Below are 22,019 nucleotides of genomic sequence, written 5' to 3'. Positions count from 1 at the left end.
AGTCAGCGGACGCTCGACCGTGGCCGACGTCCGCTTCATCGCATTCGTGGGAAGATCGCCGCAGAAACGTTAGGCTTTTGCGGCGGAAGCCTGTTTGGCTGCAATCAATGATTTGACGCGATCGACAACTGAGCCGACCGTCTTAAATGCCTCGACTTCCTCGTTGGCATTGTAGGGAATTTCGATTCCGAACCCATCTTCGATGTCGAACACGATCATCGCAAGATCAAGCGACTCGATCTTCAGATCGGTGAGCTGGGTGTCGAGCGAGATATCGTCGCGCGGCTCCTTCATATGCTTCTTTAGGATATCGATAACCTTCGTCGCGACTTCGTCCATTGGCCTCTCCCACCCTCGCAGACCTCTGCGATGGGCCAGTTTTGCTTGGCATCTACCTAAATCAAGACCACTACATCAGCAAGCGGGGGGGTCACTTATCCTTAAACGTCCGCCAAGTCCAGCCGCGGACGGTCGCGGGCGGCCTCCTCCTTGCCTGAGATCAGCTGAACTCCCTGTTCAAATGCCGATTTTCTAAGTGCTGCAATAACGGCGGCGGCTAGCCTTTACTCAACAAAAGTAGTTCACTCCAGGTTGCGACTCTTAGGCCGGAATCGGCCGAAAGCGACCTGTTCCAGCACTGAACGATCGGACGACCATGACGCCCGAAGCAACCCAGCCACCTGGGTCTCCCAATCCGCCCTGGATTGCCTCGTATCCGCCGGAAATCGACTGGTTCATGCCAATTTCGACGGGTCCGGTGCCGGAACTGCTGGAACGTGCCCTCCGCCGCTTCCCTCATAACCCGGCCATCAGCTTTCTTGGCCGCACGACATCCTACGCAGAACTCGCTGCCGAGGTCGACCGCGTCACGGCCGGATTGCAGAAATCCGGGATCGGCCGTGGCACCAAAGTCGGTCTATTTCTTCCGAACACCCCGACCTTCATTGTTTATTATTACGCAATACTCAAGGCCGGCGGCACGGTTGTTAATTTCAACCCGCTTTATACTCTCGAAGAGCTTACATTTCAGGCGCGGGACAGCGAAACCGAAGTGATGGTGACGCATGACCTCGCCGCGCTATTCCCAAAGCTCGAAGAGCTCATGCTGCGGGGTGTCGTCGCACGCACCATCGTCGTGCCGTTCCGGAGCGTCCTGCCGCCGCTCAAGGGGCTGCTGTTCTCGATCTTCAAGCGCGGCGACATCGCCAACGTCGCGGGGTCGCGGGCGGCGGATAAGGTGATCGACGGGGCGAGGCTTTCCGCCACCAGCGAACCGCCGACGCCGGTCGCCATCAATGCCGACGAGGACGTGGCGGTGCTGCAATACACCGGCGGCACGACCGGCACGCCCAAGGGCGCGATGCTGACGCATGCCAACCTCACCGCCAACACGGCCCAGATCATGGCCTGGGGCGTCAACCTCAAGCCGGGCGAGGAAAGCATTCTGGGCGCGCTGCCGCTGTTCCACGTCTTCGCAATGACGGTCGTGATGAACATGGCGGTCGAGCTTGCAGCCAAGATCATCCTCATCCCACGCTTCAGGCTCATCGAGGCGCTGAAGCTGATCGACCGCGAGAAGCCGACCGTGCTCCCCGCCGTGCCGACCATTCTGACGGCGATGCTGCATTACCCGAAGTTCAAGTCCTACGACGTTTCGTCGTTGCGTTTCTGCCTGTCGGGCGGCGCGCCGCTCCCCATCGAGGTGAAGCTGCAGTTCGAGGAGGTTTCGGGTTCGAAGGTGGTCGAAGGCTATGGGCTTTCGGAGGCGTCGCCCGTGCTGACGTGCAACCCGGTGCACATGGAGCCCGTCGCGGGCTCCATTGGGCCGCCGCTTCCGGGCACGATCATCTCGCTACGCGATCTCGACGATCCGACGAAAGAGGTTCCGCAGGGCGAGCGTGGCGAACTCTGCGCCAAGGGTCCGCAGGTCATGAAGGGCTACTGGAAAAAGCCCGAGGAAACGGCGAAGCAGTTCGTCGGCGATTTCCTGCGCACCGGCGACGTCGCGATCATGGACAAGAACGGCTATTTCTCGATCGTCGACCGGATCAAGGATCTGATCATCTGCTCGGGCTACAACGTCTACCCGCGCCGTATCGAGGATGCGATCTATCAGCATCCGGCCGTCGAGGAAGTGACGGTGATCGGGATTCCCGACGATTACCGCGGCGAAGCGCCAAAGGCCTTCATCAAACTGAAGGCCGGCATGACGGCGACGGCCGCCGACATTCAAAAGCATCTCGAAACCAAGATTTCGAAGATCGAGCTACCGGCTCAGATCGAGTTCCGCGACGCCCTGCCGAAGACAATGATCGGCAAGCTGTCGAAGAAGGAGCTTGTCGCGGAAGAACGGAAGAAGAGGGAATAGGTTTTAGGGACTGGGGGATTAGAAAAACATGGGCGATGCCCGTGTTCTCCTGGCCCTTGCGCGAGACAAGCACCGTAGATCCACTTCCCTCCCCTGGAAAGATTTCTCTCTTCTGGTCTCTGAAATACGCTCAGCTTGGAAAGCGAAGCGCCAAATGCGCCATCTCTCAATTCCCCTCCCCCTTGCGGGGAGGGGTTAGGGGTGGGGTAAATGTCCAGGCGCGATATTCGCGGTGCGACCAACGCGATCCGAACCGCGCCAATTGAACGTTGCCTCTTAGAATTCGCCAAGCCCTTCACCCCACCCCCGACCCCTCCCCGTCAAGGGGAGGGGTGAAGTGGCGCGGCCGCAAATTCCTGAATGTGAGGCTGGGCTTTAGGTTTTAGTGTTTGGATTTTGGATTTTTGATTTTTGATTTTTGATTTTTGATTTTTGATTTTTGATTTTTGATTTTTGATCAGGGGCGCGACTAGGACTCGGGACGTCAATACACCCTCTTCCCGTTATGGCCGAGACGGCGGCCATCTACGACAAATCTAGAGAATATCGGCTCGGTGAAGGATTGTCGGCAGCACTAGCCACATACGCGAAAGCAACACCGCAGACGCAGTTCGCGACAGATGTTCAGTGCGCCGCCTATGTGCGTAACGCGAACCTGTCGTGGATGGCCGCCTTCGCGGCCATGACGTTGTTGCAGCGAATTCGAAACAAGTTCCGACGCTATTCCCTAAAACCTCTTCCCTACCTCGCGACTTCCCAGGTGGTTTCGATTTCGCCGGTTTCCTTGTTCTTTGTGTCTTTCAGCGAAATGCCCATTTTCGCGAGTTCGTCGCGGATGCGGTCCGACTCGGCGAAGTCCTTGCGCTTGCGCGCATCGAGGCGCGCGATGATCAACGGCTCGACTTTGGAGGCGACAGACTGCGCAGTTTCGGCGGCACGTGCGTCCGCCTTTTTAAGTGTTGCGCCATCGAAGCCAAGGAAGCCCAACGCAGCGCGAAGTTTCGTCGTATCTTTCGCCGCCGCAAATCCGTGAAGCTCGGCGATGGCTTTCGGCGTATTGAGATCGTCCGCAAGCGCATCGAGAAACGCGGGTGAAAGCTCCGCCCGATCATCCGTACTCAAATCGTTTTGCGAGAACCAGCCGGACAGGATTTTCTGGCTTTCTTCCAGCCCCTTCTTCGTCCAGTCGATCGGCTGGCGATAGTGCGTGCGCAGCATGTTGAAGCGCAATACCTCACCCGGCCAGCCGTCGCTCAGCAATTCATTGATCGTGACGAAGTTGCCGAGGGATTTCGACATCTTCTCGCCTTCGACCTGCAGGAAGCCGTTGTGCATCCAGACGTTTGCCATGAACGGCGTGCCGTGGGCACAGCGCGATTGCGCAATTTCGTTCTCGTGGTGCGGAAACGTCAGATCGATGCCGCCGCCGTGAATGTCGAACTCCGGGCCGAGCAGTGCGCCCGCCATCGCCGAGCATTCGATATGCCATCCCGGACGGCCCGGCGTCGCAATTCCGCACGGGCTCGGCCACGCCGGCTCGCCGGGCTTCGACGGCTTCCAGAGCACGAAATCCATCGGGCCTTTTTTGTACGGCGCGACTTCGACGCGGGCGCCCGCTTCCATCTCGTCCAGCGAGCGGTTTGAAAGGCGGCCATAGTCCGGCATCGACGCGACGTCGAACAGCACGTGATCTTCCGCGACGTAGGCGTTGCCGCGCTGAACAAGCGCTTCGATCAGCGACACCATCGTCTCGCGGCCGTCGTCGCGGCGGATGTATTCGGTCGCGCGCGGCTCGAAGGTTGGCGGCAGAACGCCGAGCGCGGCAATGTCGTCGTGAAACTGCTTCTCGGTCGCCTCGGTGACTTTGCGGATCGCGTCGTTCAGAGGCAGGTCCGGATAGTCGCGCGCCGCCCGCGCGTTGATCTTGTCGTCGACGTCGGTGATGTTGCGGACGTAGGTGACGTGATCGGCCCCATAGACATGGCGCAGCAGGCGGAACAGCACGTCGAACACGATGACGGGCCGGGCGTTGCCGATGTGGGCATAATCGTAGACCGTCGGGCCGCACACATACATGCGGACGTTGTTGGGATCGATCGGCGCGAATTCGGCCTTCTGCCGTGTCAACGTGTTGTAGAGCTTCAGAGCCAAGTCTCGACCTCGTCCGTCTTTTTCGTCTGCGTCAGACCGCGCCGGGCGGTCCGGCGCGAAGTATGGCACAGGGCGGTGGCGTGGGGATATCTTCCGCCCAGCGCCTTAGCGATTTGCCCGCTCGCGTCAAGGTTCTGAATGCGTTCGGAAAAATGGCGCGGTCGCAATTGCTCCGCATTGACCGGCTAGCAAATCGGCGTTTAAGGCTTCAAAACTGCGCCTTATCTTGGGATTAGGCGTGATCAGCTGTGCGCAGATTCGTTTCACTCAGGTTCGAGAGGCTGGCGTGAGCCAAGCGGGATCCATCGGAATTTTCGGCCGGCGCCTGATGCTGGCGCTCACGGCGCTGGCGCTCGTGTCGGTGGCCGCTCCGGGCCCGGCTTCGGCGCAGGGCTGGTGGCCGTTCGGCGGTGGTGACGACGAACGTCCCGAGCGCCCGCCGATGCCGCGCGAACCGGTTTATCGCCAGCCCGACGCCGTCCCCGCACCTATGCCGCAGGATGCCCCGCCGCCGATGGCGCCGCCACAACCCGGCGCGCCGCGATCGCCGTCGAGCCCTGCTCCGGCTCCTGCGCCGTCGGCCGGCAACTGGTCGCAAAAGAATCCGATCTGCTTCCAGCTTGAGCAACGCCTCGTGCAAGAGGGTCAGAAGAACGGACAGTCGCGCGATGCGCTGCCGGGCATCGAAAACGAGATCCGGGCGATGGAGCGCGCCGTCGACAGCGGCAAAGCGCAGCTCGACCGCGGCTGCTACGAATATTTCCTGTTCACGAAATCGCTGCGCAACACGCCTCAGTGCAAAGACCTCTCGCGGCAGGTCGATGCGTCGAAGCGGAAGCTCTCCGAACTCGATGCGCGACGGCAGGACATTCTCGGCTCGTCGGGGCATTCGTATCAGGACGACATCATCCGCGAACTCGCGCGCAACAACTGCGGCGCGAACTACGTCGACATGGCGCGGCGGCGCAGCGACGGCATGTGGGAGGATGAAGAATCGAGCGGCGGCAGCACATGGTCGCCGCGCGCATCGAACGGCGCGCAGACGTACCGAACGGTGTGCGTGCGCCTCTGCGACGGCTATTATTTTCCGATGAGTTTTTCGACGCTGCCGAGCCACTTCCCGCAAGATGCGGATGCCTGCTCGTCGAAGTGCGCGGCCCCGGCCGAGCTTTACTATTATCCCAACCCCGGCGGCTCGATCGACCAGGCCGTCGCGCTCCGCTCGCAGGAAGCCTACAACAAGCTCAAGTTCGCATTCCGCTATCGCAAGGAAGTCGTCAAAGGCTGCTCGTGCAAATTGGCGGAGTATGTCCCGGCCGATGGTTCAGCGCCGAAGAAAGCCGAGATCGCGCCGGGCCAATCGGCGCCACAACCGCGCGCAGGCGACGCGTCAGGATATGACGCTCGTGCGATGGCGGCGCAGTCGGCAGCAGCGGCGGCCCCGGCACCGGCCGACAGCGGCGGCTGGCAAACGCAATCGCAGCACTAGGCGCGCCGCAGGGATCGTCGGAAGTTCTGGCTAGGCGCGCTTGCCTTCGAGGCGGGCCAACACGCGGTCCCGTCCGATCAACGGCAGAAGCGATTTCAGCTCGGGACCTGACTCGCGTCCCGTCAGCGCAAGCCGCAGCGGATGAAACAGCGCCTTGCCCTTCGCTCCAGTCCGCGATTTGACGGCAGCCGTCCACTCCGACCACGTGTTCTCGCTCCACGGTTCCGACGGCAACGCGTCGGCGGCCGCGACCGTCATTTTCGCGTCTTCGATGACCGGCTCGATGTCGCTGGTGACGACATCCCACCACAGCCGCGCGTCGCTCAATACTTCGAGGTTCCCGCGCACGGCATTCCAGAACGTCTCGCCGCCTGTGACGCCGAGCGCGTGAAGCCGTTCGGCAACGTCGCCATAGTCGAGCATGTGCAGCAGTTTGCCGTTGAGGGACTTGAGCTCTTCGACATCGAAGCGGCCGGGGGCCGTTGAAATCTTTTCGAAGTCGAGCTTTTCGGCGAGCGCGTCGCGCGAGGCGAGCGGCTCGATGGCGTCGGAGGTTCCGACCAGCGCGGCGTGGCTCAGCACCGCCATCGGTTCAAGTCCGAGATCGCGGAAACTCTGCACCGACAGCGCGCCGAGACGTTTCGACAAGGCCTGACCGTCGGCGCCGATGAGCAGCGAGTGATGCCCGAAGGCTGGCGGCGTTGCGCCCGCCGCTTCGAACAGCGCCAGCTGTACGCCGGTATTCGTGACGTGATCCTCGCCGCGCACGATATGCGTGATGCCGAAGTCGATGTCGTCGATGACGCTGGTGAACGTGTAGAGATAAGTTCCATCCTCGCGGATCAGAACCGGATCGGACAGCGAGCCGAGATCGACCGTCTGGTCGCCTCGGATCAAATCGTTCCAGGAGACGAGCGTCGGCTGCGGCACGAGCCCGGTTCCATTCGCGGTATTCGGCAGACGAAAGCGCCAGTGCGGCTTTCGTCCTTCGGCGATTTTTTCCGCGATCTCTGACTCGGACAGTTTCAGCGCGGCGCGGTCGTAGATCGGGGGGCGGTGCATCGCCAGCTGACGCTTGCGCCGCCGGTCGAGTTCTTCCTCAGTTTCGAAGGCAGGATAAAGCACACCGCTGGCCTTGAACGCCGCGGCCATCGAGTCATAGCGCGCGGTCCGGTCCTGCTGACGGGCATCCGCGTCCCACGTCAGGCCGAGCCATTCGAGATCGTCGCGGATGGCCTGCGCGAACTCGTCGGTCGAACGCGCAGTGTCAGTATCATCGAGTCGAAGCAGAAAATGGCCGCCGTGCTTTCTCGCATAGAGCCAGTTCAGTGCCGCAGTTCGGATGTTGCCGATGTGCAGGCGGCCTGTGGGGCTCGGAGCGAAGCGGACGCGCGGTTTCATTCGATTGTCTCAGGTTTGAACGCGCTGCACCCTACCGGCCGGCTGTCAGATGGCAAGGGCGGGCTGATTATTTTGCGACGTTTGGATGTGTCCGTGCGCCGTCCCTTGTCCCGGGTTCGGCGGAAGCCGTCCTTTCCGGCTTCTCAGAGGGAACGTCCTCCCGGAACCGGTTGGTGATCGGATAGCGGCGGTCGCGGCCGAAGTTGCGCGAGGAAATCTTGACGCCGGGCGCGGCCTGGCGACGCTTGTATTCGGCGAGATAAAGCAGCCGCTCGACCTTCTTGACGGTTTCGAGAGTGTGGCCGCGGGCGATCACAGCGGCGACCGGCATTTCCTTTTCGACGAGGCTGACGAGAATATCGTCGAGCGCATCATAGGGCGGCAGCGAATCCTGATCGGTCTGATTGGCGCGCAATTCAGCGGTCGGCGCCTTGGTCAGGATGCGTTCCGGAATGACGATGCCCTGCGGCCCGAACGCGCCATCGGGGCGCTGCTCATTGCGCCAACGTGACAGCGCATAGACCTCCGTCTTGTAGAGATCCTTGATCGGGTTGAAGCCGCCGTTCATGTCGCCGTAGAGCGTCGCGTACCCGACGGACATTTCGCTCTTGTTGCCGGTCGTGACGAGCATGGCGCCGAACTTGTTCGAAATCGCCATCAGGATCGTACCACGTACGCGGCTTTGCAGGTTTTCTTCCGTGATGTCGGAGTTCGTGCCTGCGAAGAGATCCTTGAGGCTCCAGGTCAGACCGGCGACGGCCGGCTCGATCGAAACCTTGTCGTAGCGGATGCCGAGCGCCTTGGCACATTCGGCCGCGTCCTGCAGGCTGTCATCGGACGTGAATTTCGACGGCAACATCACCGCGTGGACGCGATCCGGACCGAGCGCATCCACCGCGATCGCGGCAACGAGGGCGGAATCGATGCCACCCGACAATCCGAGCACGACGCCGGGGAATGCATTCTTGTCGACGTAATCGCGGAGGCCGAGAACACAAGCGTCGTAAGCTGCGGCCGAGCCTTCGGCGAGCTTCGCCACTTCACCCGACTGACACCGCCATCCCGACGGCGTGTGCTGCCATTCCGTCACCACGAGGGCTTCGCGCCAGGCCGGAAGCTGCAAGGCGAGACTGCGATCGCCATTCAAAACGAACGAGGCGCCGTCGAAGACGAGTTCGTCCTGACCGCCGACCTGATTCAAATACGCGAGCGGCAAACCGCTTTCCGTTACGCGCGCGACGGCGATGTTCATGCGCGTATCGGGCTTGTGCCAGTCGAACGGCGAGCCATTGGGCGAGATGATGATCTCGGCTCCGGTCTCGGCCAGCGTCTCGACGGCTTCCGGCGTCCAGATGTCCTCGCAGATCGGAACACCGATGCGCACCCCGCGCACGTTGAGCGGCCCCGGCATCGGGCCCGAGGCGAAGACGCGCTTTTCGTCGAACACGCCGTAGTTCGGAAGCTCGGCCTTCGCCGTGATGGCTTCGATGCGGCCGCGATCGAGCAGCGCGACGGCATTATAGACCTTGCCGTCCTTGCGCCAGATCGTGCCGATCAGAATGGCCGGACCTTCGGCGCACGCCGTGGCGAGGCGCTCGAGCTCGGCGCGAGTCGCGTCCTGGAATGCCGGCTTCAGGACGAGGTCTTCGGGCGGATACCCGTTCAGAAAAAGTTCCGGGAAAACGATGACGTCGGCGCTGAGCTCAGCGGCTTTGGCGTGCGCTTCGGCAGCGCGGCGCGCGTTGCCGGCGAGATCTCCAACGGTCGCGTTGAGTTGAGCAAGTGCAATACGCATGCGGCGGCCGGATCCTCAAGAAAGTGTCGGCGCGCCATGACTCTAGGGCGCGCCGATATCCGTCTTATGCCGCTTCAAGGTCAGTGTTGTCACGCTTTAACGCGCGATGATGACCGTACAATGCGCCCGGCCAGCGATGTCCGCAGCGACAGATCCGAGCACAAGACGCGACAGTCCGTGCTTGTCACCCGTTCCGGTAACAATGATATCGAAGTCCTCTTGCTCGGCATATGCGACGACACCCGCTGCCGCTTCACGGCTGCGCAGGTAGGCCGTGGCTACGTCCTTGGCACCGCCAGCTGCTGCCGCTTTTGCCGCTGCGTCGAGCGCCTGCTGCACGTCGCGATCTTCCTTGAGATACATCGCGCCGCTGCGGGCTCCGCCGATCATCACGTTGACCGAAGCGATCGTCAGCTTCGAGCCGAGCTTGCTTGCGAGCTCCGCCGCAAACTGGACTGCCTTATCGGAATGAGACGTGCCATCGACTGCACAGAGAATTTTATGAACCATGATTTCCTCACTGGTATGACCGTGGAAAACGTTATGGAGCGCTGAACCGTATGCCATTGTCCTAAGTCAACGGGCGGCGCGTCACTTTACTTTTCGGAATGCGATTTTACCAGCTGGAAAGAACTCCGCACACGGCGGAACCTGCCGCTTAAGCGAAAACGTGCATGACGATAGGTTAATCGTCGTCCTCATCGCAGGGCACGGGAAACTCGATATCGGGCTCCCAGCAAATTTCCGAGGGATGCACCTGTTGCGCAAGCGTGGGTTTCTTTTGCGCGGCGACGGGGCCCGATACGTGGACGATGCATGCGAATGCCAAGACGATGCGAAGCATGCTTGCGCTCCCAGTCGGCGCGATGTGTGCACCGCACCCAAGACAGACGCATCGCCGGCCGATATGCACACGGCCGGCGACCTTGGTCTCAAGCGATGAGCGTTCTCGGCTCGAGCCGCGCATCGGCTGCGCGTTCTTTCTTCAGCTGCTCGGCAACCAGGAACGCCAGCTCCAGCGCCTGATCGGCGTTGAGGCGCGGATCGCAATGCGTGTGATAGCGATCCGACAGATCCTGTTCGGAGATTGCCGTCGCGCCGCCCGTGCATTCGGTCACGTTCTGGCCCGTCATTTCGACGTGAATGCCACCGGCATGCGAGCCTTCGGCGCGATGCACCTCGAAGAACGACAGGCTCTCCTTGAGGATGCGATCGAACGGCCGGGTCTTGTAGCCGTTGACGGCCGAGATCGTGTTGCCGTGCATCGGATCGCAGGACCAGAGAACCGTGCGGCCAGCTTTCTTCACGGCGCGGATGAGCTTCGGCAGATGCGCTTCGACCTTGTCGTAGCCGAAGCGGCAGATGAGCGTCAGGCGGCCCGGCTCGTCCTTCGGATTGAGCAGATCGATCAGCCGCAGCAGACCGTCGGGCTCAAGCGAAGGACCGCATTTCAATCCGATCGGATTTTTGATGCCGCGGCAGTACTCGATATGCGCGTGATCCGGCTGACGCGTGCGGTCGCCGATCCAGATCATGTGGCCACTGGTTGCGTACCAGTCGCCGCTAGTCGAATCCTTGCGCGTCAGCGCCTGCTCGTATCCGAGCAGCAGCGCCTCGTGGCTCGTGTAGAAATTCGTCGCGCGAAGTTGCGGCGTGTTTTCCGACGTGATGCCGCACGCGCGCATGAACTGCAGCGTCTCGGCGATGTGGTCGGCAAGCTCCTGATAGCGGTGACCCTGCGGGCTATCCTTGACAAAGCCCATGTTCCACTGATGCACGCGCTCGAGATCGGCATAGCCGCCCGTCGCGAAGGCGCGGATCAGATTGAGCGTTGCCGCCGACTGGCGATACGCCTCGAGCTGGCGAACCGGATCAGGGATGCGCGCCGCCGCCGTGAACTCGGTGCCGTTGATGATGTCGCCGCGATAGCTCGGAAGCTCGCTGCCGTTTTTCTTTTCGGTCGGCGACGAGCGCGGTTTAGCGAACTGCCCGGCGATGCGCCCGACCTTCGTCACCGGTTCACCGCCGGCATAGGTCAGCACGACCGCCATCTGCAGGAAGACGCGGAAGAAGTCGCGGATGTTGTCGGCGCGGTGCTCGGCGAAGCTTTCGGCGCAATCGCCGCCCTGGAGGAGAAAGCCGTTGCCCAGCGCGATCGACGCAAGCTGCTTTTTGAGGTCGCGTGCCTCGCCCGCGAAAACCAGCGGCGGAAACGTTGCGAGACGAGCCTCGACGTCCTGCAGGGCCTTGGCGTCCGGATAATCCGGAACCTGCTGGACCGGCTTCGTGCGCCAGCTATCGGGTGACCATTTTTCGGACTGTGTGGCAGGTGCCATCTTGAACTCCTGGCGAGCGTTCGGTTGCCGGGCCTCGCGGCCGGCCGGCCAATGCGCTCCGTATCGCTTTATTGGGGCTTATACGCCAGCGACGCTCAGCCGGGCAAGCTGGGTTGCAGGCGGAGATTGTACCTTAGAGCCCAGCTGCCATGCCGCCGTCGACGAACAGCTCCGCACCCGTGCAATATAGGCTGTCGTCGGAGGCAAAAAAGACCGCCGCGCCAACCAGATCTTCGGGCTGCCCCAGGCGTCCCATCGGCGTCTTGTCGACGAGGGCCTGCTTGATGGGCGGCAGCTTCAGCAGGCGGTTGGTGATCGCCGTCTCGATATAGCCCGGAGCGATCGAATTCACGCGGATGCTGAACGGTGCGTATTCGACGGCAAGGCCCTTGGTCAGCGCTGTCACCGCACCCTTCGTCGCCGTATACGCCGCCAGCGGACGCAGGCCACGATGCGCCATGATCGACGAGATGTTAATGATCGACGGGTTCTGGCCCTTGCGCAGCAACGGCAGCGCATCGCGGCTCAAGCGCAGAATGGCGTCGACGTTCACTTCGCGCAGCTTGTCCCAGTCGGCATCCGACAGCTGGCGCAATTCGCTTCGCACGAGAATACCGGCATTATTGACCAGAATATCGGCGCGGGCGTGGGCTACTTCGACGTTGCGAACGAGCGCCGTCAGATCCTGCCCCTTCGAGACATCGACGACCATCGCCGTCGCGGCGCCGCCCTTGTCCTTAATCTCGCGAACGGTTTCCTCGGCCGTCTCGCCGTTGATGTCGGTGACCCAGACATGCGCGCCTTCGGCCGCAAATCGCTTTGCGATCGCCTGGCCGATGCCAATTCCCGCTCCGGTGACGATTGCGATTTTTCCGCTGAGACGTGTCATGCCGCCCTCTCTGCCTGGGATCGAGGAGAACCCTTAGATTTCCGTCGGACTCGGATCAACCGGCGGCTTCGCCCGGAGCTACCCATTTTTCGCGCAAGGTCACAAGTTCTTCCGCGGCGGATGGATGCAGCGCCATTGTTTGATCGAAGTCAGACTTCGTCGCGCCCATGCGCAGCGCGATCGCCGCCATTTGCGCAATTTCGGCCGAGTCGGGGCCGAGCAGATGGACGCCGACGACGCGGTCGCTCGCGGCTTCGACGATGACTTTCATCATCATCCGCTCATCCCGGCCCGCGATGATCGACTTCATCGGCCGGAAGCTGCCCTTATAGACATCGACGGCGCCGAATTGCGTCCGGGCTTCGTGCTCGGAAAAGCCGACGGTTCCGATTTCAGGCGTCGCGAAGACGGCGGTCGGGATCATCTTGTAGTCGACGGACTTCGGCTTACCGCCGAAGACGGAGTCGGCGAAGGCGTGTCCCTCACGAATGGCGACGGGCGTGAGATTGACGCGATTGGTGACGTCGCCGACGGCGTAGATCGACGCCACGGTCGTTCGCGATCCTGCGTCGACGACGACGGCGCCATCTCCGTCGAGTTTGACGCCAGCGGCTTCAAGCCCCAATCCGGTCGAATTCGGCGAGCGGCCGATGGCGAACATGATCGCATCGGCCTCGAGGATTTCGCCACCGGTCAGATGACCAGCCAGCGCACCGCCCGATTTTTCGATCTTCGTGAAAACCTGGCCGGTGACGATGCGGATGCCGCGCTTCGTCATGGCGGCCGTCAGGCCGTCGCGCAAGTCCTCGTCGAACCCGCGCAGGATTTTCTCGCCGCGATAGACGAGCGTGACGTCGGCGCCAAGGCCGTTGAAAATCGACGCGAACTCGACCGCGATATAGCCGCCCCCTGCGACGACGACCCGGCGCGGCATCGTCTTCAGGTCGAATGCTTCGTTGGAGGTGATGACGTGCTCTCTGCCGGGCAGTTTTGGATCGATGTTCGGCCGGCCGCCCGTTGCGATGAGGATGTATTTCGCGGTGATTTTCCGCCCCGAAGCGAGGACGATCTCGTTCGGGCCGGAGACCGTCGCGCGCTCCGCGAAAACCTCGACGTTGAACTTCGCGAGCGTCGAACCATAGGCCGCTTCGAGCCGCGCGATTTCCTTGTCCTTGGCTGCGATCAGCGACGGCCAATCGAAGCTCGGTTCAGAAAACGACCAGCCGAACCCGGCTGCGTTTTCGAACTCGTCGGAAAAGCGGCTGGCATAGACGAGAATTTTCTTCGGCACGCATCCGCGAATGACGCACGTTCCGCCGACGCGATATTCCTCGGCGATTGCGACGCGGGAACCGTAGCTCGCCGCGATCCGCGCGGCTCTGACGCCGCCGGAGCCCGCGCCGATGACGAAGAGATCGTATTCGAATTCCTGCATGAACCTGTAATGGCTTCTATTTCGGCTGCGCCGGGGTGGGTTGATCGGACGGTGTCGCGGGCTGGGACGGCTGCGTGGCTGCTTTCATCTCATCCGCGATCTTCTCGCTGTATTTCATGCCGATGGTCGCACCCTTCTGCATCAGCTCCGGCGTCTTGGCGATGAACTTGGCACCAGCGCCCGAGCGATAGAAATCGGCGACGGTTTTCATTTCCTCTTCCGTGAACGTCTGAGCATAAAGCACGGCAAAGTCCGAGATCATTTGATCTTTGTATTCCAGAAGCTTTTTCATTCCGGAATCGAACTGCGTCGAAAGCTGCTTGCCCGCTTCCGAATTTTCGGCGCCAGCGCCCTTGGCGAAGCCGCGCGACATGGCTTCGACCATGCCGTCCATCTGCCGCGTGACGCCCGTCACCTCGAGAAGATCGCGGGCTGCGGCGACGCGAGCGGGGTCGACGGGCGGTTGTGCATCGTCGGCCAGCGCCGGAACGGCGAAAGCGACGGCAAGGCAGATCGCAGCAATGATCGAACGCATTATGAATTCTCCTCGTCGAAATCAGCATCGACCGCCGAAAGAACTTCGACGCCCATCGGTCCGGCAACAATTCCCACGTCGGCGATGCCGAGAAACAATCCCGTTTCGACGACGCCCGGAACGAGCTTCAGAGCGTCGTCCAGCGCCTCCGGATCGTCAATCGCGCCGAACGAGCAATCGAGAATATAGTTGCCATTGTCTGTCACGAAGGGGGCACCGCTCGCGCCCAGGCGCAGTTTGATTTCGCCATCGCAACCGGCGTCGGTGGCCATCTGAAAGATCAGGCGTTGCGTCGATGCGAGGCCAAACGGCACGACTTCGATAGGCAGCGGAAAGCGCCCCAGCACATCGACGCGCTTCGAGCTGTCGGCAATGATCACGACCCGGTCGGACGCAACCGCGACGATCTTTTCGCGCAACAGGGCGCCGCCGCCACCTTTGATCAGACGCATCTCCTCGTCGATCTCGTCGGCGCCGTCGACCGTCAGATCGAGGGCCGGATGCTCGTCGAGGGTGGCGAGAGGAATTCCCAAAGCCGCCGCCTGCGCGCGCGTCGCCTCGGATGTCGGAATGCAGACGACTTTAAGGCCGCCTTTCACTTTTACGCCGAGAAGTTCGACGAACTTGGCGGCCGTCGACCCCGTGCCAAGGCCGAGCTTCATGCCGTCCTCAACGTAGCTCAAGGCTTGTTCCGCTGCCTGACGCTTCCAATCGTCGCTGCTCATGTCTGCCCCAACGAGTTATACCGCTATGACGTGCCCTTCGACCTCACTTCGCGCGACTTCTGTAGGCTGACGGTGAAACCCTTTCAAGCTGCACGCTGCCAAGCCGGATGCCTCACCCGCAATGATGTCGATCATGACGCCGTTTCGATAGCGGCCGTCTAAGGAGAGTTCATGAAAGACTGGACGATCGTTTTCGATCTCGACGGAACACTTGTGGATACGGCGCCGGACCTTGCCGAAGCGACGAATTACGTCCTGTCGACACTCGGCCTCGGGCGGGTGAACGAACTCGAGATCCGGCGCTTCGTCGGTCATGGCGCGCTCGCGATGATCGACGGCGCGGTCAAAGCGCACGGCCGGACGCTGCCGGAACGCGAGCTTCACGATCTCTTCGAAGTCTTCATCGCCTACTACACCGCACATATCGCCGACCGGAGCATCCCCTATCCCAACGTCGTTGCGACGCTCGAAGCGCTGCGCAGCAGCGGCGCGACGCTTGCGGTGTGCACGAACAAGATCGAAATCCAGGCGCGGCGCGTGCTCGAAGAACTCGATCTCGACGGCTATTTCTCGGCGCTTACCGGGCGCGACACTCTCGGAAGCTACAAGCCGGACCCGCGACACCTGACGGGCACGATCGCGCGCGCAGGCGGGCGACCGGCGACGTCGATCATGGTCGGCGACAGCGAAACGGACATCCGCACGGCGAAGGCGGCGCAGGTTCCAATCGTCGCCGTCAGCTTCGGATACAGCGTCGATCCGATCGCGTCATACGGCCCGGACGCGATCATCGACGATTATAAGGATTTAACTGCGGCCCTCGATAAATTCGCAGGAAAGACCGTCAGTACGTGAGCACTTTGCTGTCGGGGGACATGATCGCCTCGATCAGGTGCGCCGCACCGACGACCCCTTTGCATTCCGGGATCAGATCGCATTTGTGAAGGCCTCCGAGATCGAGTCCCTGCGAGCAGTAATAAAATCTCACGCCGGCAGCGTGCGCTTCCTTGATGAAGTCGTGGATCGAGCGCGTGTCGGCGGATTTGAGGCGGATTTTGTCCGCGACGCCGGACTTCAGCAGTTTTGTCGACGTCCCGGTGCAGATGACCTCGACATGAAATGACATCGTCGCGGCGACCATCGCCTGGACGATCGGTGCACCGATCGCCTCGCCGTCGCAAGGATCGGTGTTGGCCAGGATGATGATCAGCTTCTGCGTCATAGCGATCGCCTCACCCGCGAGTCCGCCTGCGCCAGAGTGCGCTCATTAATCCGGGATCGCAACCGCCGGCGATCAGAAATGCCGGCTGATATAGCGACGATAGACAAGAATGCTCGCTGGCAGAAACACGAGGTCGGCGACAAGGGACGCGACCAGCGTCACGCCGCAAACGAAGCCGAAGAGTCGAAGCGATGGGAGATCCGAAAACACCGTCACGCCGAGGCCGAAGGCGAGCACGATCGTCGTCAGGATGATCGCCGGGCCGACGAGCACACGCGCATTGCGTATCGCCACCTCCGGCGACACGCCCGGTCCTTCTTCAAGTCGCAGCCGGTTCAAGAAGTGAATGAGCGCATCGACGCCCAGACCGAACACGACGAGCAGCGCGACAACGGACGCGAACTCCAATCCGCCATTCAGGTACCAGAGCAATGCGCCCGACGTGACGACAGGGAACAGCCCAGGCAGCAAACTGATGAATCCCACGAAGACCGAGCGGAATGCGATCGCGAGAAGCACGGCCGCGACAAGCACGCAAAGCGGAATGCTCTCGTCGAGCTGCGAGATCATGCGGTAGCTGTTGCGCGCGGCGAGCGCCGGCAGACCGGTCACGGAAATCTCATACTGCGGGAACTGCGCGCGGATCGGGTCGAGCGCCTGATCGACCTTATGAACCACTGGCAGAATCTGGCTCGCGTCCACGTCAGGCAGCCGTCCCGTCACAAGGACTGCATCCTGCTCCTTGGCGATGAAGCGGCGGACCAGATGCTCGGGCAGCAGGCCCACGTATTTCTTGATCGTCTCGACGTTGTCGTCGCCATTCTCGCGTAGCCAGCGCCTGAGGCTTTCAAGCGACCAGACGTTGCCGAGGCCTGCCGACTTCTCCAGCGACTCGTGCGTTTCCTCGATGACCTTGAGGGTCGTGGGGTCGTAGAGGCTGGCGCCGTTTTTCCAGCGGATCATGACGTGGAACGGGTTGGCGCCGGTGAGCTTGGAGTCGATGCGGCCGGTTGCGGCGAGCGCCTGCTCGCGGTCCGGGACCTGATCGGCGAGGCGATAGCGCGGCTCGAGCTGCAGGTGCAGGTACGCAAAGATGCCGAACAGCGCAAAGCCGAGGAGCGTGTAAAGTACGGCATGCTTGACGACGCGATCGACGACGACGCCGACGAAGTTGCCGAGCGCGTCCATCATCCGGTCAGCGGGCGAATGTTCGCGCGCCAGCGACTTCTCGTTGCGGATGAACAGCAGCGCCAGCATCGGCAGCACGACGATCACGGCGACAAACGAGATGCAGACCGCCATCGCACCGGCTTCGCCGAATGTGCGGATGAGGCCGGACTCCGAGAACAACAGCGCCAGGAATGACAGCAGCGCCGCTCCGTGCGCCAGCACGCACGCGGGTCCAACGACGTTGATCGCGAATTTCACGGCTTCGAGCTTGGTATCGCCCTCACGCAACCGAATGCGGATCGCGGACACCATCTGCATGCTGTCGGCGAAACCCATCACCATGATGAGCGGCGTCATCACGTTCAGGAACAGGTTGAGCTTAAATCCGAGCCAGCCCAGCAGCCCGAGCGACCAAATCACCGCGATGACCGGCGGCAGGGCGGCGACCAGCATCAGCGAGACACGGCGGAAGAAGATCGCGGCGATCGTCGCGCCGAACAGCAAGCCCAGGCCGTTGTAGACGATCTGGTCGCGCTCGACCGAATTGCGGATCTCGAGTTGCATCACCGGCGCACCGGCGAGCTTGACCGAAAGACCGGCGGGATTGAGATCCTCTTTCGCGACCTGCTCGATCGCGCCGATGACGGTTTTCGCCGATTTTTCGGCAACGACGCCACGATCGAGCGCCAGCACCATCAACGCAAGCTGACCGTCATTGGACAGAAACTTGCCTTTGACGATGTCGTTGTTCTTCAGCGCCGAGATGATCGCGTCGAAGGCGGCTTTGTCCTGGGGCAGATCGTCGGGCACGACGGGCGGCGCATAGCCGGTCGCGTCCGGCTTGCCGCGCGCCGAGAGCATCGAGACGATGCCGTCGACGCCATCGGCAAGTTGCAAGTCGGCGGCTGCGTTTGCGAACGCGGCGAGGCCTTCATGCGTCAAAAGCTTCTCGCCTTCGACGACGACCAGCACGTCGTATTCGCTCGACGGAAAGCGGCGATCGATTTCTTCGTAGGTCTTGAATTCGGGCGTGTTGGTGCGGAACAGCTCGGACAAGCTGTCGTCGACCTTCAACCGCATCAGGCCTGTCGCCGCGATCGCGGTGATGAGGAGGATGAGAACCGCGGTCAGCCAGGGAATCCGGAGCCCGATCAAGCCCAGCTTATTCAAACCCAGCGACATCGGAAACGGACGTGGCGGCGTCTCGAGCTGCAAACCTTCCTCCCGAGCGACCCCCGAATAAAGACACCGTAGATCAGCATCTTCCGCGGTCGCACGTTTTTCGGCACATCGCACTATGAATCGGGCGAGCGCAAGGGCACGTGGCAAGCGGGCCACGGTCAAACAACAGCTTTCCGTCCGCAAGGTCCCGGCAGGAGCTGGCGGCAGAACCCGATTCCGCGAGCCCGAGAGTCGGGCATCCGTCGGATATCGGGCGGCGTCTACGCAGCGCGCTTGACAGGTTCGGGCCCGGCCTCGCATAAGGGCCGTCTTCGAACAGGGCGGTTAGCTCAGCGGTAGAGCACACGCTTCACACGCGTGGGGTCACAGGTTCAATCCCTGTACCGCCCACCATGCCCCGGCCAACATCCCGCGTCGCAAGTTGTCTGGGCAATTTTAGTCTCCCTGGCTCCGAATTTGGCCACGAATCCGCGCCACCAGTGCTGCGGGAGGCGAGGGAGAGCAAAAATGTCACTCAAAGGTCTAACTGTCGCGTTTCTGGCGCTCGCTGCGGTGCTCGTTGCGTCGCCTCACGTCAAAGCCGCCTCGGCTCCGGACATCGATGCCGGCGTCGACGCGACGCTCGACACCTTTTTCTATCAGGTCCGCGGCGCGCGGGAATTGGCGCACAAGGCGGTCGGCATCCTCGTCTTTCCGTCGATCGTCAAAGCCGGGTTCGGGTTCGGCGGCGAATACGGCGAAGGCGCGCTGCGCGTGCACGGCCGGACGGCGGGCTACTATAACAACGTCTCGGCGTCGGTCGGCTTTCAGCTCGGTATTCAGTCGCGCTCGGTCATCATCATGTTCATGACCCCGCAGGCGCTCGATCAGTTCCGCCGGACGTCGGGCTGGAAAGTCGGCGTCGATGGTTCCGTCGCGATCATCACGGTTGGCGTCGGCGGATCGGTCGATACCAACAAGATCACCAGCCCTGTGGTCGGTTTCATCCTCGATCCGAAGGGCCTGATGTATAACCTGACGCTCGAAGGCTCGAAGATTTCGCGCATATCGCGGTGAGCGTTTCCGCAGCCGTCATGTAGTCATGTAACGGCACTCGGGACTTAGACGTATGAAAGGTGTCCGAGACATTCGGGCGCCTTTTCTCGTTTGGGAGCGTTTCATGGATGCCTCGTCGTCACCGAAACCGACACGCTCGCGCCTTGCTTGGCTGAACGGCATTTTCTTGTCCGGTGCACTGATCGTCGCTGCCGCATTCGTTTTCGGCGCGTCGCGTTCGGTGTCGGAGGAAGGCCGCCCGCTCCCTGCTCCCGCGCTTGACGAACCCATCACGGCGGCCGTTGAAACCGCCGTATTCGCAGGCGGATGCTTCTGGGGCGTGCAAGGCGTTTTCCAGCACGTCGCGGGCGTGAAGGAAGCCGTGTCGGGTTACGCAGGCGGCAAAGGCGAGGACGCGACGTATCGAGTTGTCGGAACCGGACGCACCGGGCACGCGGAATCCGTGCGCGTCACGTTCGATCCGAAAACGGTGAGCTACGGACGCCTCCTGCAAATCTACTTTTCCGTCGCGCACGATCCGACGGAGCTTAACCGGCAGGGACCGGATCGCGGCACGCAATACCGCTCGACGATCTTTCCGACGTCAGATGAACAAGCGAAGGTCGCGAAGGCCTACATCAGCCAGCTCGACACCGCGAAAGTCTTTTCAAAACCAATCGCGACGACCATCGAACCGGGCCGCAGTTTCTACGCGGCGGAAGCGTATCATCAGAACTTTCTGACGCTCAATCCGTCGTATCCGTACATCGTCATCAACGACATGCCGAAGATCGAGAACTTGAAGCGGCTTTATCCGGAAGCCTATCGCGCCGAACCGGTTCTCGTCGCCGTCGCCAAGCCGACGCACTGAGGCGGCGCTGCTTCGCGACAGACCCAGCCATCCAGAGACGCGCGCGACGCTGCCCGAATGCGGTGCCCTGGATGGCCGCCTCGAGGGGCGGCCATGACGTGTGGGTCTGCGGGAAGTGCGGGAGCAAGCTCAGGCGTTGCGAGCGACCGGCGCGGCTTCTTCCGTATAGATCGAATACATCGGCTCATCCTGCAGGATGACGTCGGTGTATTCGCCGTAGCCGTTGAAGCGCGTTGCGAGAGCGCGACCGTAAGCGCCGATATTGCCGATCTCGATGTAATCGCCTTCGCGCACCGAAGCGGGCAGCATGAACGGCCCCTTCATGCGATCGATCGAGTCGCACGTCGGTCCCCAAAGCTCGAACGGCTCCAGCGGCTCATTCGGATCGAGGCCGGGACGAATCAAGCGCACCGGAAAAACAAAGCCGATGTGAGCGCTGTCGAACAGCGCGCCATAGCCGCCGTCGTTGATGAAAAGCTGATTGCCCGACTTCCTGAGATCGACTTTGACGATCAGGCTTTCCGCCTCAGCGACGAGGGCGCGGCCGGGCTCGCAGATCAGGCGGCAATGCTCAGTCACCGGCATCTTGTCCATCGATGCCTTGATGACCTCGATGAAATCGGAAAGGCGCGCGGGCACACTGTCGGTGTAGCGCGACGGGAAACCGCCGCCGATGTCGATCGCATCCACGACGACGCCAGCTTTCACGATGTGCTTTTTGACTTCCTCGAACGCCATCGCATAGGCGTCAGGAGTGGTCGTCTGCGAGCCGACATGAAACGTGATGCCGAGTTCGTCGGCGACCTGCCGCGTCTTGACGAGCAGCCGCTGCGCCTTCTGGCCGGTGATGCCGAACTTGTGCTCGAGCGGCACGCGGCTGTTTTTCGCCGGCACCGAGATGCGCACGAAGAGTTCGAGATCTTTCGCGCCGTCGGTTTCCTCGACGATCTTCTGCAGTTCGTCCTCGGTGTCGAGCGCGAAGCACTTGATGTCGTAGTCGAAGTACGCACGGCGAATGGCGTACCGCGACTTCACGGGATGCATGAAATGCAGGCGCACGCCGGGAATGGTCGCGGCATCCTCAAGCTCGGCGACGGAGGCGACATCGAACTGCGTGATGCCGGCGCCATAGAGCGCGCCGAGCAGAAACACGGAGCTGTTCGCCTTGTAAGCGTAAGCGACTTCGCCCGGAAAATTGTTGATGAACCAGCGCGCGGCGCGCCCAGCTGCGTGCGGACGTGCCGCGAAGACCGGACCTTCCGGCTTCATCTCGGTCACCATCTCGAGCGCGGTTGCGAATTTCTCCATCGCGAAAGAACCTCCTGCAGAAGGAACCATCCGTGTTGGTCTGCGGCGGCCGAGCGGTGCCCACTTTCCTTGCGGCAATAAGGGCCTGCATTTAGGTGGCGCGATCC

General features: G+C 61.8%; 19 protein-coding genes and 1 tRNA gene. 6 read left to right on the top strand and 14 right to left on the bottom strand.

Annotated elements, in window-relative coordinates; translation table 11 throughout:
• Window positions 1-69: 69 nt before the first annotated feature.
• On the bottom strand, window positions 70-339 hold the full coding sequence (locus HYPGJ_RS05305) for a phosphopantetheine-binding protein (RefSeq protein ID WP_013215797.1): 270 nt from the start codon (window positions 337-339) through the stop codon (window positions 70-72).
• Window positions 340-655: 316 nt separating this feature from the next.
• On the opposite strand from HYPGJ_RS05305, the gene HYPGJ_RS05300 reads away from it, so the two are divergent.
• Entirely contained in the window at window positions 656-2,368 is a 1,713-nt protein-coding gene (locus HYPGJ_RS05300; RefSeq protein ID WP_046846207.1) for a long-chain fatty acid--CoA ligase, read from the top strand.
• 741 nt (window positions 2,369-3,109) lie between these two features.
• Here the strand turns inward: HYPGJ_RS05300 and cysS are convergent.
• Window positions 3,110-4,519 (bottom strand): cysteine--tRNA ligase, encoded by a 1,410-nt coding sequence (gene cysS, locus HYPGJ_RS05295; RefSeq protein WP_046846206.1) that lies wholly within the window; start codon window positions 4,517-4,519, stop codon window positions 3,110-3,112.
• 286 nt (window positions 4,520-4,805) lie between these two features.
• Between cysS and HYPGJ_RS05290 the strand changes: the two genes are divergently transcribed.
• Window positions 4,806-6,008: a DUF2865 domain-containing protein gene (locus tag HYPGJ_RS05290; RefSeq protein ID WP_046846205.1), complete on the top strand. Its 1,203-nt coding sequence runs from the start codon at window positions 4,806-4,808 to the stop codon at window positions 6,006-6,008.
• A 30-nt stretch (window positions 6,009-6,038) separates the two neighbouring features.
• On the opposite strand, the gene gltX is transcribed toward HYPGJ_RS05290, so the two are convergent.
• From gltX to rpiA, 9 genes are all read right to left on the bottom strand, one after another.
• Window positions 6,039-7,409 carry a glutamate--tRNA ligase gene (gene gltX / locus HYPGJ_RS05285; RefSeq protein WP_046846204.1) on the bottom strand — a complete coding sequence of 457 codons (1,371 nt, stop codon included), beginning with the start codon at window positions 7,407-7,409 and terminating at the stop codon, window positions 6,039-6,041.
• Window positions 7,410-7,476: 67 nt separating this feature from the next.
• Window positions 7,477-9,204, bottom strand: a complete 1,728-nt coding sequence (locus HYPGJ_RS05280; RefSeq protein ID WP_046846203.1) for an NAD+ synthase — start codon at window positions 9,202-9,204, stop codon at window positions 7,477-7,479.
• 96 nt (window positions 9,205-9,300) lie between these two features.
• The gene (locus HYPGJ_RS05275; RefSeq protein ID WP_046846202.1) at window positions 9,301-9,714 is read right to left on the bottom strand and encodes a universal stress protein; all 414 of its coding nucleotides are present in this window, start codon (window positions 9,712-9,714) and stop codon (window positions 9,301-9,303) included.
• A 175-nt stretch (window positions 9,715-9,889) separates the two neighbouring features.
• Window positions 9,890-10,048 carry a hypothetical protein gene (locus tag HYPGJ_RS19310; protein WP_200185673.1) on the bottom strand — a complete coding sequence of 53 codons (159 nt, stop codon included), beginning with the start codon at window positions 10,046-10,048 and terminating at the stop codon, window positions 9,890-9,892.
• Window positions 10,049-10,136: 88 nt separating this feature from the next.
• On the bottom strand, window positions 10,137-11,540 hold the full coding sequence (locus HYPGJ_RS05270) for a 3-deoxy-7-phosphoheptulonate synthase class II (protein WP_046846201.1): 1,404 nt from the start codon (window positions 11,538-11,540) through the stop codon (window positions 10,137-10,139).
• A gap of 133 nt (window positions 11,541-11,673) precedes the next feature.
• Window positions 11,674-12,429: a glucose 1-dehydrogenase gene (locus HYPGJ_RS05265; RefSeq protein WP_046846200.1), complete on the bottom strand. Its 756-nt coding sequence runs from the start codon at window positions 12,427-12,429 to the stop codon at window positions 11,674-11,676.
• 55 nt (window positions 12,430-12,484) lie between these two features.
• Complete coding sequence (gor, locus tag HYPGJ_RS05260; RefSeq protein WP_046846199.1) at window positions 12,485-13,864, bottom strand: glutathione-disulfide reductase; 1,380 nt, start codon at window positions 13,862-13,864, stop codon at window positions 12,485-12,487.
• A 16-nt stretch (window positions 13,865-13,880) separates the two neighbouring features.
• Entirely contained in the window at window positions 13,881-14,399 is a 519-nt protein-coding gene (locus tag HYPGJ_RS05255) for a DUF2059 domain-containing protein (RefSeq protein ID WP_046846198.1), read from the bottom strand.
• Entirely contained in the window at window positions 14,399-15,124 is a 726-nt protein-coding gene (gene rpiA, locus HYPGJ_RS05250; RefSeq protein WP_046846197.1) for a ribose-5-phosphate isomerase RpiA, read from the bottom strand. Before rpiA ends, HYPGJ_RS05255 begins: the two co-directional genes overlap by 1 nt.
• Window positions 15,125-15,295: 171 nt before the next feature.
• On the opposite strand from rpiA, the gene HYPGJ_RS05245 reads away from it, so the two are divergent.
• Complete coding sequence (locus HYPGJ_RS05245; protein WP_046846196.1) at window positions 15,296-15,979, top strand: HAD family hydrolase; 684 nt, start codon at window positions 15,296-15,298, stop codon at window positions 15,977-15,979.
• Here the strand turns inward: HYPGJ_RS05245 and HYPGJ_RS05240 are convergent.
• Together HYPGJ_RS05240 and HYPGJ_RS05235 are read right to left on the bottom strand one after the other, a co-directional pair.
• Entirely contained in the window at window positions 15,969-16,346 is a 378-nt protein-coding gene (locus tag HYPGJ_RS05240; RefSeq protein WP_013215811.1) for a DsrE/DsrF/DrsH-like family protein, read from the bottom strand. The genes HYPGJ_RS05245 and HYPGJ_RS05240 overlap by 11 nt on opposite strands.
• Window positions 16,347-16,418: 72 nt before the next feature.
• Window positions 16,419-18,731: an MMPL family transporter gene (locus HYPGJ_RS05235; protein WP_070104057.1), complete on the bottom strand. Its 2,313-nt coding sequence runs from the start codon at window positions 18,729-18,731 to the stop codon at window positions 16,419-16,421.
• Between the two features lie 285 nt (window positions 18,732-19,016).
• On the opposite strand from HYPGJ_RS05235, the gene HYPGJ_RS05230 reads away from it, so the two are divergent.
• From HYPGJ_RS05230 to msrA, 3 genes are all read left to right on the top strand, one after another.
• Window positions 19,017-19,091, top strand: a tRNA-Val gene (locus HYPGJ_RS05230).
• Window positions 19,092-19,205: 114 nt separating this feature from the next.
• Window positions 19,206-19,754 (top strand): YSC84-related protein, encoded by a 549-nt coding sequence (locus tag HYPGJ_RS05225; RefSeq protein WP_046846194.1) that lies wholly within the window; start codon window positions 19,206-19,208, stop codon window positions 19,752-19,754.
• Window positions 19,755-19,857: 103 nt separating this feature from the next.
• Window positions 19,858-20,604 carry a peptide-methionine (S)-S-oxide reductase MsrA gene (gene msrA / locus HYPGJ_RS05220; protein WP_046846193.1) on the top strand — a complete coding sequence of 249 codons (747 nt, stop codon included), beginning with the start codon at window positions 19,858-19,860 and terminating at the stop codon, window positions 20,602-20,604.
• A 129-nt stretch (window positions 20,605-20,733) separates the two neighbouring features.
• Here msrA and HYPGJ_RS05215 read toward each other — a convergent pair whose 3' ends face one another.
• Window positions 20,734-21,912: a decarboxylase gene (locus tag HYPGJ_RS05215; protein ID WP_046846192.1), complete on the bottom strand. Its 1,179-nt coding sequence runs from the start codon at window positions 21,910-21,912 to the stop codon at window positions 20,734-20,736.
• Window positions 21,913-22,019 lie beyond the last annotated feature (107 nt).

The sequence above is a fragment of the Hyphomicrobium sp. GJ21 genome (assembly GCF_001006785.1).
Classification (GTDB): Bacteria; Pseudomonadota; Alphaproteobacteria; order Rhizobiales; family Hyphomicrobiaceae; genus Hyphomicrobium_B.
The sequence above is the reverse complement of the archived record's forward strand: the minus strand, read 5'-3'. Positions and strand labels throughout refer to the sequence as shown.

What these genes read in the sequence shown, in the direction of transcription:
- HYPGJ_RS05300 (WP_046846207.1), top strand. Translation starts at nt 656, where the DNA reads ATGACGCCCGAAGCAACCCAGCCACCTGGGTCTCCCAATCCGCCCTGG.
- HYPGJ_RS05225 (WP_046846194.1), top strand. Translation starts at nt 19,206, where the DNA reads ATGTCACTCAAAGGTCTAACTGTCGCGTTTCTGGCGCTCGCTGCGGTG.
- HYPGJ_RS05245 (WP_046846196.1), top strand. Translation starts at nt 15,296, where the DNA reads ATGAAAGACTGGACGATCGTTTTCGATCTCGACGGAACACTTGTGGAT.
- HYPGJ_RS05265 (WP_046846200.1), bottom strand. Translation starts at nt 12,429, where the DNA reads ATGACACGTCTCAGCGGAAAAATCGCAATCGTCACCGGAGCGGGAATT.
- HYPGJ_RS05255 (WP_046846198.1), bottom strand. Translation starts at nt 14,399, where the DNA reads ATGCGTTCGATCATTGCTGCGATCTGCCTTGCCGTCGCTTTCGCCGTT.
- HYPGJ_RS05270 (WP_046846201.1), bottom strand. Translation starts at nt 11,540, where the DNA reads ATGGCACCTGCCACACAGTCCGAAAAATGGTCACCCGATAGCTGGCGC.
- HYPGJ_RS19310 (WP_200185673.1), bottom strand. Translation starts at nt 10,048, where the DNA reads ATGCTTCGCATCGTCTTGGCATTCGCATGCATCGTCCACGTATCGGGC.
- HYPGJ_RS05280 (WP_046846203.1), bottom strand. Translation starts at nt 9,204, where the DNA reads ATGCGTATTGCACTTGCTCAACTCAACGCGACCGTTGGAGATCTCGCC.
- HYPGJ_RS05275 (WP_046846202.1), bottom strand. Translation starts at nt 9,714, where the DNA reads ATGGTTCATAAAATTCTCTGTGCAGTCGATGGCACGTCTCATTCCGAT.
- gor (WP_046846199.1), bottom strand. Translation starts at nt 13,864, where the DNA reads ATGCAGGAATTCGAATACGATCTCTTCGTCATCGGCGCGGGCTCCGGC.
- msrA (WP_046846193.1), top strand. Translation starts at nt 19,858, where the DNA reads ATGGATGCCTCGTCGTCACCGAAACCGACACGCTCGCGCCTTGCTTGG.
- HYPGJ_RS05215 (WP_046846192.1), bottom strand. Translation starts at nt 21,912, where the DNA reads ATGGAGAAATTCGCAACCGCGCTCGAGATGGTGACCGAGATGAAGCCG.
- HYPGJ_RS05240 (WP_013215811.1), bottom strand. Translation starts at nt 16,346, where the DNA reads ATGACGCAGAAGCTGATCATCATCCTGGCCAACACCGATCCTTGCGAC.
- HYPGJ_RS05305 (WP_013215797.1), bottom strand. Translation starts at nt 339, where the DNA reads ATGGACGAAGTCGCGACGAAGGTTATCGATATCCTAAAGAAGCATATG.
- rpiA (WP_046846197.1), bottom strand. Translation starts at nt 15,124, where the DNA reads ATGAGCAGCGACGATTGGAAGCGTCAGGCAGCGGAACAAGCCTTGAGC.
- gltX (WP_046846204.1), bottom strand. Translation starts at nt 7,409, where the DNA reads ATGAAACCGCGCGTCCGCTTCGCTCCGAGCCCCACAGGCCGCCTGCAC.